The sequence below is a fragment of the Paenibacillus sp. 481 genome, from assembly GCF_021223605.1.
Lineage (GTDB): Bacteria > Bacillota > Bacilli > Paenibacillales > Paenibacillaceae > Paenibacillus_B.
In genome coordinates, this window is record NZ_CP075175.1 from 3,506,346 (window position 1) to 3,518,656 (window position 12,311).

General features: G+C 43.7%; 12 protein-coding genes and 1 pseudogene. 10 read left to right on the plus strand and 3 right to left on the minus strand.

Annotated features, from left to right (window positions below; translation table 11 throughout):
* Positions 1-86 precede the first annotated feature (86 nt).
* The 5 genes from KIK04_RS15470 (at position 87) to KIK04_RS15490 (ending at position 4,619) form a co-directional block, all read left to right on the plus strand.
* Positions 87-536: a DnaJ family domain-containing protein gene (locus tag KIK04_RS15470; protein ID WP_232274527.1), complete on the plus strand. Its 450-nt coding sequence runs from the start codon at positions 87-89 to the stop codon at positions 534-536.
* A gap of 621 nt (positions 537-1,157) precedes the next feature.
* Complete coding sequence (locus KIK04_RS15475; protein WP_232274528.1) at positions 1,158-1,529, plus strand: hypothetical protein; 372 nt, start codon at positions 1,158-1,160, stop codon at positions 1,527-1,529.
* A gap of 9 nt (positions 1,530-1,538) precedes the next feature.
* Positions 1,539-2,639: a hypothetical protein gene (locus tag KIK04_RS15480; RefSeq protein ID WP_232274529.1), complete on the plus strand. Its 1,101-nt coding sequence runs from the start codon at positions 1,539-1,541 to the stop codon at positions 2,637-2,639.
* On the plus strand, positions 2,636-3,919 hold the full coding sequence (locus tag KIK04_RS15485) for an ABC transporter permease (protein ID WP_232274530.1): 1,284 nt from the start codon (positions 2,636-2,638) through the stop codon (positions 3,917-3,919). The genes KIK04_RS15480 and KIK04_RS15485 overlap by 4 nt, the downstream gene beginning before the upstream one ends.
* Before the next feature lie 4 nt (positions 3,920-3,923).
* Positions 3,924-4,619 carry an ABC transporter ATP-binding protein gene (locus KIK04_RS15490; RefSeq protein ID WP_232274531.1) on the plus strand — a complete coding sequence of 232 codons (696 nt, stop codon included), beginning with the start codon at positions 3,924-3,926 and terminating at the stop codon, positions 4,617-4,619.
* 115 nt (positions 4,620-4,734) lie between these two features.
* Here the strand turns inward: KIK04_RS15490 and KIK04_RS15495 are convergent, their stop codons facing one another.
* The gene (locus tag KIK04_RS15495) at positions 4,735-5,979 is read right to left on the minus strand and encodes an MFS transporter (protein ID WP_232274532.1); all 1,245 of its coding nucleotides are present in this window, start codon (positions 5,977-5,979) and stop codon (positions 4,735-4,737) included.
* Positions 5,976-6,428, minus strand: a complete 453-nt coding sequence (locus tag KIK04_RS15500; RefSeq protein ID WP_232274533.1) for a MarR family winged helix-turn-helix transcriptional regulator — start codon at positions 6,426-6,428, stop codon at positions 5,976-5,978. The genes KIK04_RS15495 and KIK04_RS15500 overlap by 4 nt, the downstream gene beginning before the upstream one ends.
* A gap of 244 nt (positions 6,429-6,672) precedes the next feature.
* On the opposite strand from KIK04_RS15500, the gene KIK04_RS15505 reads away from it, so the two are divergent.
* From KIK04_RS15505 to KIK04_RS15525, 5 genes and pseudogenes are all read left to right on the plus strand, one after another.
* Positions 6,673-6,936 carry a DUF3395 domain-containing protein gene (locus KIK04_RS15505; RefSeq protein WP_232274534.1) on the plus strand — a complete coding sequence of 88 codons (264 nt, stop codon included), beginning with the start codon at positions 6,673-6,675 and terminating at the stop codon, positions 6,934-6,936.
* Positions 6,937-7,508: 572 nt separating this feature from the next.
* A pseudogene (locus KIK04_RS15510) lies at positions 7,509-8,645 on the plus strand (ABC transporter ATP-binding protein); the annotation flags it as partial.
* A 213-nt stretch (positions 8,646-8,858) separates the two neighbouring features.
* The gene (locus KIK04_RS15515; protein ID WP_232274535.1) at positions 8,859-9,518 is read left to right on the plus strand and encodes an ABC transporter permease; all 660 of its coding nucleotides are present in this window, start codon (positions 8,859-8,861) and stop codon (positions 9,516-9,518) included.
* Between the two features lie 176 nt (positions 9,519-9,694).
* Positions 9,695-10,597, plus strand: a complete 903-nt coding sequence (locus KIK04_RS15520) for a glycine betaine ABC transporter substrate-binding protein (RefSeq protein WP_232274536.1) — start codon at positions 9,695-9,697, stop codon at positions 10,595-10,597.
* A 3-nt stretch (positions 10,598-10,600) separates the two neighbouring features.
* Positions 10,601-11,302, plus strand: a complete 702-nt coding sequence (locus KIK04_RS15525) for an ABC transporter permease (protein ID WP_232274537.1) — start codon at positions 10,601-10,603, stop codon at positions 11,300-11,302.
* Between the two features lie 178 nt (positions 11,303-11,480).
* Here the strand turns inward: KIK04_RS15525 and KIK04_RS15530 are convergent, their stop codons facing one another.
* Positions 11,481-12,290, minus strand: coding sequence for an endonuclease I family protein (locus KIK04_RS15530; RefSeq protein ID WP_232274538.1), 810 nt, complete (start codon positions 12,288-12,290; stop codon positions 11,481-11,483).
* Positions 12,291-12,311 lie beyond the last annotated feature (21 nt).

The following is a 12,311-nucleotide window of genomic DNA, read 5'->3' on the forward strand; positions in this document are numbered from 1 at the left end:
AAGATATTAACATTTATATTGTTAGTTTGTTCAAGACGATTCAACCTTCATTTATTTACAAAATGATGTTACTAGGAGGAGCAAATTTGAACACGAACAAAAATGAAAATAAACCGTCCCTACTTCAAATTTCTCAAGAATCGAAAGAAAATTCCGCGCAGGCTATTCAAAATATAAGAAGTTTTAATAATCATTTGGATGAAATTTTTAATAACTATGTCGATAAGGGAGGCTTAGATGATTTAAAAGGGCAAGGTAAGCCTCTACATGTTTCCGAAGGCAGTGTGTTAGATTCTGTACTTAAAAATGCCAATTACTTACCACCGTGGCTTGAACTTCAGAAGGAAATTAGAAATACAATAGCTGCGACAATAGACAAAATAGACAAGGAAGTTGAACGAGATCGGATTGCTATAGCAATTGACGAAATTAATGTTCGCATTCAGTTATACAACACTAAAGTTCCCAGCAGTATATTGCAAAAAGGTTTAATTTCGTTTGAGAATATAAAAACGAAGTACGCGATGTGGGAATAACCAGTTACAGAGCAGTTAGAGTGGAAACGGGATATAATAATGGCCCACAAGGAGTATGAAGGGGTTCCTTTAAGTAGTCACCACCTACTTAAAGGGCCTTTTTTTGATTTTAAGAAATGACAACAACCAATCTTAAAGAAAATATAAAATTTTTTAAATTTAACACTAAAATATGTTCCTTTGTAATTACAAATATTTTTAGCGAATGATGTCTGAATAAGGCGTAATGTTGCACTGATTTTTAAATAACATTTAGTAGATTAATTTCTATTTAATATTTATATATCATATTTAATCTATATAACAACTTAATTACCAAGGAAAAAAGTGGTTTACAAGCCTATTAAATAGGAATAAAATAAAGTTGCAGCTGAACACCACCTACTTCTCCGCTAGAAATTATCAGATATTAATTATCACCTGTTCATCTAAGTCGTACACCGCATCCATGACACCTGCAGCTCTATTCAGATTGAACCCGTACAACAAGATGAAATGATTTACGTTACTTTCGTTGTGGCATTTGCTTATGTGAATTGCAATTACGGCTTATTTGCTCTATTACATAGCGCAATTTACGTAAGTTTAATGTATAAATTTCCTTAACGAGGAGGAAGTCGTATGTTGTTCAAAGGTACAGTGGTCAAGTCATTAGTCGTTGTCGGTTTATTGGGAGGTCTTGCAACTTCTGCGTTTGCAGCCTCCAGCGAGTACAAGGGTTGGTCAGAAGGGCAGCAAAGTGCGGTTGTGAGCAAATCAAGTGAGATTAACCCACTTGCTCCTAGACACGTTGGCCGCGCGGAGACTAGAGGCACATTGAAACGTGCTGTTGGAGAAACATGGTGGAGTGAAAGACATTATACGAGAGCGCGTTTAGAGAGCGGAAGTCTCATTGTCGGAGACAGCGGACGGGTGTGGGGAACTGGCTATACAAAGGCAGTCTCAGGTTGGGGGCCAATCTTATATTCAGCTAGAACGTACTACGGTCGTTAATTGAACAAGGTGAAACTGCCAGCTGGCAGTTTCACCTTTTTTAAGAAAGGTATTGATAACATGAACAATTCGACCATAAAGACACTGCGCAATAACGGGATGCTCTGGATTGTGATTTTGTATCTCTTATTAAGCGTCATCATCGTCGCCACAAGCTTCTATCAGACCAAACATCAAGAGCTGCACACGCTAACCAGAGGCTTATACGATGCCAATAGCTTATCGTTTACGCTAAACAATCCAGAGCTGGTAGATTGGCGGCAATTGAATACGCCACATGCCTATACGATATTTAAAGAATTGGAAACGACCTCAATTGATGTAAGGGCCATTTACTATAACAAGAATACATACATTCCGCCCATGATAAAGGGCCAATTTTTCCAAGAGCGTGATTTTTATAACGGAAAAAAAGTTGCCGTTGTCGGTAAGCAAACCGATGAGTCGCACCTGATTCAACGCGATGGCAAATGGTACTACGACTTTCAAGGTCAATATTTTGAAGTAATCGGTAAGATGGGGGCATCCTATCATTCCAAATTAGATACGACCGTTTTATTGAATTTAGATGCAGTTGAGAGTGGGCAGCCTGATTCATCCCGTATTTACGTGTTAAACATGGAAGATTTCCGGCCCGTTATGAAAGAAGGCGCCTTAAAGTTGACTCATGCTGACGTTAGCATTCATACGTTTGATCGGGGTGAGCGAGGGGCGCAGCGCTATGTGGGGACAGGAAATATGGATCAGCATATCTTGTTCATCGTGATTGCACTACTCGTTAGTTCTAGTGTTCTATTTACCCAATATTGGTTAGGCAAAAAAACGACCGAAATCAAGGTTCTATGGTTAATGGGAGTCTCGCTTCAACATGTGTATCGGCGATATAGGATTACTTACATCTCGCTTGCCCTACTAGGCTATGGTAGTGTCTGTGGCATGAGCTATTTGTTATTGATGCCTTATCTAGATCATCATGCATCTCTCAAGATGTATGCCTCCTATTTAGTGTTGGGCTTTGGTGCGGTGCTGTTATGTGCTTACATTTCGATGTGGTTATGTGAAAAGGTGATAACAAAACAGATCGCGCAGAAAGGTATGCGAGGCCTATGAAAATGATTATGAAGGAAGTTGGCGAGAGTCTCAAACAGCGCAAAGGATTTACCTTTTTCATTATGCTTCAAATCTTCGTCTTGCTGCTAGCCGTAACCATTTTATTTCTTCATTATATTCAGATTGAGAAAAAGTCAGCTCAGGTTCATGCTTTGCAATCGTTATCAAGCTTTCAGTTATCGGACACGCTGCTTAGCAACAGCGATTTCAACGCCTTTTTGGATGAGCCAGATTCGCTTCTGCGTTTAAAGAAGTTGTATTCCAACCTAGAACATCAATTAGGGGAAAAGTATATTTATATGTTTACACAACCGATTGATATTCGGACTAGCGCTTATCAGGAGAAATTTTTGGTAGGATACGAGGATGGTGTAAAAAGAGAGCCTTTTTTGATCGAGGGTGAAGGTCCTTATCAAAACGTAAAGGCGATTCAGCTTAATCAACAAGCATGGGAGAGCTACCAAATTAAAATAGCGGACGGTGCTAATTTTTCCGCTGTCGACTTTCAACATCATAGCCAAGGAATGATTCCTGTGCTGCTTGGAGCTGAATATAGCGGAACATATCAAATTGGTGATCGGTTAGCAGGGAATTATTTATTTAAAGATTTTCAACTCATCGTCAAAGGATTTATTCAGCCGAATACGCTTGTATTTAACAAAAATAATCCAGAGCTGTATGTAGATCGATATATTGTAATGCCAGCACAACAATTTGCTGTAGTCCCTGCCGACGAGAAGGAGCTTTATTTTCAACAAATTCATTATTTGCAAATGATTAATGGGACTATTTTTAGTGCGGAAAATGAGTATGTTGTACGTAGCAAGTTTGAACACATCAAAGCGATTTCTGATTTTCCAGATACGATGTTAATTGGAATGACCAACCTTCCGCTTCATTTTATTTTTGCCGCACTTAGTCAAAATATGCTGCTGCTAGCGATAATGGCTGTTTCATTGTTCGTCGTCTGTATGTTAAGCATCGCGATTTTAATGAAATCTAAGCTGCAAGATAATATGAACAATTATTCCATTCATCTCGTTTCAGGAGCCACACGAAGCAACTTATTTGCCTATATGTTGGCCGAAATGATCGTATTGCTTGCGATTCCAGGCACAATAGCCGTGCAGTTGTATTCAACAGTAATTGATGTTCATGTTGGAACGTATGCGTTGTTAGTTGCAGCTTGTATAGGCTGCATGTTGATGTTAAGTGCAGCTCCAATCTATTATCAATTCCGCAAATGGCCGGTAAGCATGCTTCTAAAACGAACGGGGTGATCGCGTGATTCACATTCAAGATATGAAAAAAAGCTTCGCCGTAGGGAAACAAACGTTAGAGGTGCTCAAAGGAATTAACCTCGTTATCAATCAAGGCGAAATGATTGCCATTATGGGGAGAAGCGGCTCTGGAAAATCGACTTTATTGCATATTATTGCAGGCCTAGATAAAGCGGACAGCGGAAGCTATCAACATCGTGAGTGGCAAATGACGGATAAGAATATGGATGAATTAGCAGCATTTAGAAAAGAGCATATCGGGTTTGTGTTGCAAAATTACGCGTTGATCGATAGTAAAAATGTGTTTGAAAATGTAGCGCTGCCTTTACGCTACAGCAAGCTGCCGAAGCGCGATATCCAAGCGAAGGTTGAACAAGCTCTGCGGGTAGTGGGAATAAGCGATCTCACCAACAAATCGATTGACATGCTGTCTGGAGGGGAAATGCAGCGGGTCGCCATCGCACGGGCAATCGTGCAGGACCCTGAGTTATTATTGGCAGACGAGCCGACAGGCTCGTTGGATGAGCAGACGGAACAAGATGTTTTGGTGTTGTTCAAGGAATTGAATGCGCAGGGAAAGACGATTATTATCGTCACCCATGATCAGCAAGTTGCGGCGATATGCGATAAAATATACTACATTAAAGAAGGTGTATGCACGGAGGTTGTAACCGATCGCCGGATTGAGCAATACGGCTAGTGATATGCGCTAACGGATGATGGGCGTTAATAGATGTATCGTGTAAAAAGAACACCCGCTCTTTCAAAGGAAAGAGCGGGTGTTTCGTTCCGTATACAATTAACTCGTTGCGAACTCAATCGGTCCGACGAAGCTTCTTCCCTTTCCATACAATCGCAACTGCAATAATGAGACCGATTAAGCTCATGACGCCCATAATCGATTGAATCGCAAATCCGACTGACAGTAGCACCGCGATCACGATATGCGCAACCGGATCAAAAGCATTTTGCGACATCGAGACGATCCCCATGACGCGACCCATTTTGTCCGTGTCCGTCGTTTCTTGAATAATGACTTCACTCGTAATAAACGTAACAAAGCTGCTTAATCCGATGAACATGGCAATTAGAACTAACCATATCAATGAAGAAGTCTGACTAAATACAAACATAAGTATTAACGACATAATTAAACATACAGATACAATTGCACCGCGCTTTTTTCGCAATAAAAAGACCGATAGACCAACGGTAGCCACTAACGAACCTAACGAAAATGCGCTTTCTAAGAAGCTAACGTGCAACGGAGTTCCGTCCATTGATTTTACGATAATAGGCAGGCTTAAAAATAAAGGCCCCAAGATGAACAGATTAATCATAATAATGATTAAAATGCTGGAAATATGCAGAGGGGACTGTTTAACGTAAACCCAACCCTCGATAAAATCGGCCTTAAAGCTTTGTTTATGCTCACGCTGCTCAGGCACGGGGTCTTGAATGATTTTAGGGAAAATAAATAGACAGTGAACGAGCTTGGCAATAGCTGCGATCAATAAAGCTAGCGAGATCGAATAGTAATTCATAATAATACCTGACACGATAGGTCCGGTAAAAAATATGAGCTCTGAAGCGCTATGCATCACCGTATTCGCGCGCTGCAATTGAGATTTATCAACGAGTTGGGGAATGATGGATGTGGCCGCTGGGTAATAAATGCCTTCCGTTAATCCCATCACAAAGCAAATCAGTAATAGCGTTGTAAACGTTAAAGCTTGGTTGCTTTCAAGCATATATAATACGAATAACAGCGCAGTTGTAATGATGCCTGCGATAAACATGAGTTTCGATTTGCGTACACGATCGGCAAGCACGCCGCCGAACAGCATCATACATATACGTGGAATGGATGCAACCACAATGACCAAGCCTAAGTATTGCGGGAGCTTTAATTCAGCTACGACATACCACGATATCGTGCTTATAAAGATGGAGAAGCTTAAAATAGCTAACAGATTCGATACCCATAGCGCGCTGTAAGCTCTATTTTTGAATAAACTGCGTGACTCCGTATGTTCTACATTTCTTGCTGACTGACTCATGATTCCTCCTGATTTTTTCCTTTCATCGTGTGCGTAATCGATTCCATTACGTGCACAAGATGCTCTAGCTGCTTCAATTCAACTTTGGAAAAATATTTTTGAATGAGTGTTTCTGTAGTGTGATCCATATCTTTTGCAAATTGCTGACCTTTAACACCTAGCAAAATAAACGATTCACGCCGATTGTTCGGGTTGACCTGTTTATAAATCATTTCTTTGCTTTCTAATTTAGATAGAAGCTGGCTGACGGCACTTTTGGATACCCCTAAATAGTCCACGAGTGCGGAGGAAGTAATATGCTCACGGCTGGCAAGATAAAACATGACTAACTCCTGTGAAAACGTTAAGTTGTATGAATCTAACCGAGTTGACTCTTTGAACAGCAAAGCATCCAAATTGTCAGAAGCATTAAAAAATTTATTTACAACATCGCGGTATGGATTGTGCAATGATAAGCATCCTTTCTGAACTTAAGTATCTGAACTTAAAATTCTTAAAATTAATTATAATGTTAAGTTAAGTGAACTAAACTATTAGCTAGTGACTATTTTACTGTATACGAAATGAGTTGTAAAGAGGATGAAAGGCAGGAGAAATAGAACTATTTTTCAGAAAATAGTCTGAAATTTAGATGCAAAATCTTTTCGCTTTCATATAATCTAGTAATCTTCCAAGAGAAGGGGTGTGAAATAGATGGAAGAAAATACAGTTCAATCCGTTCCGATTACGATTGTATACGCTGGTTACGGCGTTTGGAATAGTGTGAATGATGCAACACAGGCAATTCGAAATGCTTATTTTTTAAGAGGCGTGCGTAATTTTTATGCAAGCAACAATTGGGCGGGTGATCCTGCCCCAGGTGAGCGTAAATATTTGTTTATCGTGTGGACGCACAATGGCGTTACGAGCTCTGCTGTTGTTGGGGAAGATGACTCAAGGGGCGTTTGGTTGCCATAAGTGATTTTTGAAAATAGTTGATGAAAGCCGGGCATTTGATCGAAAAGGATCGGGTGTCCGGTTTGTTTGTATATGGTGGACAAACATTTAATATGTCTATACAAAAGTGGACAGAAAGGGGGATATCGGGAGACTTCGTTTTAATACGGGAAAAATCCGTATATAGATATTTGGGGAATGATATTGACTATATGTGGAGTGGGGGAGGTTGGGCTTGATGTGTCTCCTTTTGAGAATAGTGTCCACTATTTGAAAGACATATTGTTATTGAATTCCACAAGAGAAGGACATTGAAGTATATGTATAAGACTTTATATGTTTCAATTTATATATAACTGTTTATATATATGACATACATATATGACTTATATATGACTTATATATGACTTACATATATGATTTGCAAGTGATTCATGCGATTCAACATACGTGTAACTGCCACTACGCTAGGCCGCTAAACCTTTTGTTTCCCCCATGTTTTAAGGGAAAGTGCCACAGTTTATCATTTTCGATAATCACGCATGATTAAAGCGCGTACAGCTAGGCAAATCTGACAATGAGGTGATCTATGCATGATTGAATTTAAACAGGTGATGAAGGTTTATGACGACGGCTTTGAGGCGTTGAAAAATATTAATCTAACGTTTAAGCAGGGCGAGCTTACGGTTCTTATTGGGCCGAGCGGCTGCGGGAAATCGACGACGATGAAGATGATTAATCGTCTGGTGGTGCCGTCCAGCGGGAAGGTGCTGGTGAACGGCAAAGATATTGGGCAGCAAAATCCAGTTGAGCTGCGCCGCAACATTGGTTATGTCATTCAACATATTGGATTGTTTCCGCATATGACGATTGGGAAAAATGTAGCGGTTGTCCCGAATTTGAAAAAGTGGGACAAGGAGCGCATTGAGCAGCGCGTGGATGAGCTGCTGCGGTTGGTGAATTTGGACCCTGACGTGTATCGGGATCGATATCCGTCGGAGTTAAGTGGTGGGCAGCAGCAGCGCATCGGCATTATTCGGGCGTTTGCGACTGATCCGGATATCATTTTGATGGACGAGCCGTTCAGTGCCTTGGACCCGATTAGTCGTGAGCAGTTGCAGGATGAGTTGGTTCGTATGCAGCAGGAGCTGAATAAGACTATTGTGTTTGTGACGCATGATATGGATGAAGCGATTAAAATTGCGGATACGATCGTCTTGATGCAAGACGGTGAGGTTGTGCAATCCGGTTCGCCGGAATCGATTCTCCGGCGTCCTGCTAATGATTTTGTGCGCTCGTTTATCGGGCAGAAGCGGATGGACGGTGGTAGCGGCTACGATATTCCGGTCGTAGACGAGGTGATGGTACCGCAGCCTGCGACGGCAGCTCCGACGCGTGGCTTGGCAGAGGCGATAAAAATGATGGAGCGCCGTAAGGTTGATTCTTTGTTTATTGTGGAGCGGGATGGAACGCTGCAAGGCATCGTTTCCATTTATAACGTGTTGGATCAATATGGAGAAGAAGGTAAGACGGTACGGGATGTGATGAAGCCGATCGGTTATGAGGTGCGCCAAGGAACGCCATTGCCAGAGGCGGTGGAAATGATGACGAAGCATGGTCTGACCAACTTGGCGATTGTGGATGATCACAATCGGCTTAAAGGTCTGATTACGCGCGGCAGTATCGTCAAGCATTTGTCGGAGGTGTATCCGATGATTACGGAGCAGGCGGCTACGGCGGCCCCGATGTTTAGCCGTGCCGAGTATGCCGAGCCTATTGAGCTAACAGAGCCTACTAAGCTAACTGAGCCCGCCGAGAATGTCGAGCCTAATGAGCTTACAGAAAATGCTGAGCCTACCGAGCCTACTGAGCTAACTGAGCCTACTGAGTTAGGTGAGTCTTCCGAGTCCACGGGGCATGCGCTCGAAAAGGAGGCATAACGAATGAATGCGGTTCTTAGCTTTATTCAACAGCGCAGCGCCGATATTGGCGTGGCGTTTCAAGAGCATTTGATTATTTCGTTAGCAGCGGTGTTGCTTGGCTGTGTACTCTCTATTCCGCTGGGCATCGTGTTGGTGTACAACCGCTTTGGCTGGTTGAACAGCTTCGTGTTCTTTGTGGCAAATTTGCTGCAAACGGTGCCGAGTTTGGCGCTGCTGGCGATATTAATTCCGTTTATGGGAATTGGGATGAAGCCCGCGATTGTCGCGTTGTTCTTGTACTCGATTATGCCGATTTTGCGGAATACATATGATGGCTTCCATTCGGTTGATCGCGGCGTGCTGGAATCTGCACGTGGGATGGGGTATGGCACGTTTCAACGCATCGCGCAAATTCAGCTGCCGTTGGCGCTGCCTTATATCATGTCCGGCGTGCGAATTACGACGGTGTACATTATTAGCTGGGCGACGTTGGCGACACTTATTGGGGCTGGTGGACTTGGACAGCTTATCGTGTCGGGCCTAGGTGTGAATAAGCCAGAGATGATTGTAGTTGGCGCTGTCGGTGCCATTGTGCTGGCATTAATTGCGGATGCGTTGCTGGGCTTGTTGGAAAAAGCGTTAACGCGTCGATTTGGCCGTTCGAGCAGTGTGACGGCGTAAGGTCGTGAATGAGCGACAGCGTGCAGGAGGATGACGACGTAAGGTCGTAAATGAGCGACAGCGTGCAGGAAGATGGCGACATAAAGTCGTGAATAAGCGACATCATATAGCAAGGTGGCGGCGTAAGGTCGCCAATAAGTGATACCTGTAGGAGGTATGGCTGAGGAGGATGCACAATGAAACGACGGTTATTGTCGGCTAGCTTGGCGACAGTCCTATTAGCACTGACGGTGCTATTGTCTGCATGCGGTGCGGACAATCGGATCGTTATCGGCACGCAGACGTTTACAGAAACTAAAATACTAGCCGAAATGTATAAGGCATTAATCGAAGATCGCACAGATTTGGAGGCAAAGGTAGTGCCTGATCTGGCTTCCAGTGGACTTGTGCTCAACGCGATAAAGAAGGGCGAGCTGCAATTGGGGACGCTGTATTCGGGGGAGATTTTCAACAAGCATTTTCCAATCAAGGAGACGAAAGATCGGGCAGAAGTGCTGAAGCAGGCGCAAGTCGGTTTTGATAAGCATTTTAATTTAAAATGGTTCGATCCGTTAGGCTTTGAAAATACATATGCGTTTACGGTGCGCCAAGATATAGCTGAACAAAAGGGATATACATCTATTTCTGACATTCAGCCAGATGCGAATACGTTGCGTTTAGGGGTGGATACGACATGGCTGGAGCGGGATACGGACGGGTATCGCAGCTTTCAGAAAGCGTACGGTTTTGCTTTTGCCAAGGAATTTCCGATGGAGCAAAGTCTCGTGTATCAAGCCGTTGCGGGCAACCAAGTGGATATCGTGTTAGCTTACTCTACCGATTCGCGCTTGAAGGCGTATAACTTAAAGACGCTTGCAGATGATAAAAAGTTTTTTCCACCGTACGATGCTTCGCCCGTTATGCGTAAAGAAGTGTTGGACAGCCACCCGCAGTTGGCCGAAATTATAGGGCTATTAGTCGGGCGTTTGGATGTCGAAACGATGATTAATTTGAACTATGAAGTGGATATCGAGAAAAAAAGCGAGCGCGAGGTGGCGCTGAATTATTTGAAAAAAGTCGGGTTGCTAAAGGAGGGGTAAGACGTGGTTGATTATGAATGGACGTTCGCCGACTTACTAGCATATATGAGCCGGAATGCGGATATGTTGTGGGAGTACTTTCTGTTGCACGTGATGATGGTACTGGGTGGACTTGGTTTGGCACTGCTGGTTGGGGTGCCGCTAGGTGTGCTTTGTACGCGCAATGAGAAGTTGGCCAAAGGAATTTTGCTGCTGACGAGCGTGCTGCAAGTCGTGCCAAGCTTAGCGCTGCTTGTCCTGCTTATGCTCTTTTTCGGCCTCGGCAATACGACGGTCGTTGTCGGCTTGTTTCTTTACTCCCTTAACCCGATTGCACGCAACACGTACATTGGCTTGAAGGAAGTTGACGCCAGTTATGTGGAGGCGGGGCGCGGCGTAGGCATGAGCCCGATGCAGCTCTTATGGAAGGTGCGCTTTCCGCTGGCGCTCACCTATATGATGACAGGTCTGCGCATTGCGGCCGTAATCGCCATCGGCGTGGCGACGATTGCTCCACTCGTCGGCGGCGACGGATTAGGCCGGGAAATATACTCCGGCATTAACAATCAAAACCCGCTGCGTATTTTCGCGGGTGCTATTCCGGCAGCGCTGCTGGCCATTGTGGCCGATATTGTACTCGGCACCTTGCAGCGTAAGCTGCGCTTGGACAATCGGAAGTCGAAGCGCACGAGCGGCGGCAGTACGCCAAATGTAAAAACGTCGTAGTGTCCGCAGAGGCTGTTACGAAAGCGAAGATGTACATGGGTGAGTCTGGAGAGTCTGGAGAGTCTGGAGCTATTCCGATCGGTTACGACAAGTAAGCTGTCTAGTGCTTCAACAAATGAACATACACAAACTGCCCCGCATAGCATCAGGCTACAGCGGGGCAGTTTTTACGATTATGTTATTTCCAAATCTTACTTACCCATTCTGGGTGGTCAATAAAGGGATTGCGATTATTTTGATATTTGCTGTAAATAAGCTCGTTACGTCTTTTTTCGAATGCATCGACCGGATCTTCCGCATGCCATTTCAAGAGCTGGCTCAGCTTGCCGTGCAGCGGTTTGCCTGTATTGCCAACACTTTCGGTCAGTTCCAAATTAGGATCGCCACTGTCGCCTTCATAACGAACAGCCATATAGAATAGCATGCGAGCAACGTCGCCTCTCACTTTAGCTGGCGGCTCCCACGAATCTTGGTCGTATTTGCAACCGCACTCTGGATTCGTTTTGTTGCCACCAAGATCAAAATCGAGGTTGCCACGATTGGAGTTGACAGAAGCGTCAGTCGGGCGAAGATGATGCAGATCGGAATTAGCTACTGAAGATTTCAAGTTGCCACGTGAGCGAGCCCACACATGTTCACGGTTCCAATCGTCTACACCTGGTCCAAATGTGCTTTTAGCTTGCGAGCGTTGTGTGTACAGCAATAGAACATTATTTTTGTTGTTCGGGTCTTCGTCAGTTTCCTTTAAGGCGTTGGTAACTTGGCTGTAGGTGATGACGCGATGATCGTCAATAATGTTGTGCAACGCTTTTTTGAGTGCGTCGCCGGATAATCCTTGGGCGGAAGCATAGTAATTGGAGCTAGTAGCGTTACTGGAGTTAAGATCAATCGTACTGCTCGCTTGTGTTAGGGAAGCGCTCAGCAGCCATATGGAGGCCATTGTAATACATACTTTTTTAATTTTTTTTGCAACCTCATTCTTTTTCATGAAAAATAAACAACTCCTCAA

Coding starts and splice junctions, on each gene's coding strand:
- KIK04_RS15475 (WP_232274528.1), top strand. CDS start 1,158: ATGTTGTTCAAAGGTACAGTGGTCAAGTCATTAGTCGTTGTCGGTTTA.
- KIK04_RS15485 (WP_232274530.1), top strand. CDS start 2,636: ATGAAAATGATTATGAAGGAAGTTGGCGAGAGTCTCAAACAGCGCAAA.
- KIK04_RS15495 (WP_232274532.1), bottom strand. CDS start 5,979: ATGAGTCAGTCAGCAAGAAATGTAGAACATACGGAGTCACGCAGTTTA.
- KIK04_RS15505 (WP_232274534.1), top strand. CDS start 6,673: ATGGAAGAAAATACAGTTCAATCCGTTCCGATTACGATTGTATACGCT.
- KIK04_RS15515 (WP_232274535.1), top strand. CDS start 8,859: ATGAATGCGGTTCTTAGCTTTATTCAACAGCGCAGCGCCGATATTGGC.
- KIK04_RS15520 (WP_232274536.1), top strand. CDS start 9,695: ATGAAACGACGGTTATTGTCGGCTAGCTTGGCGACAGTCCTATTAGCA.
- KIK04_RS15530 (WP_232274538.1), bottom strand. CDS start 12,290: ATGAAAAAGAATGAGGTTGCAAAAAAAATTAAAAAAGTATGTATTACA.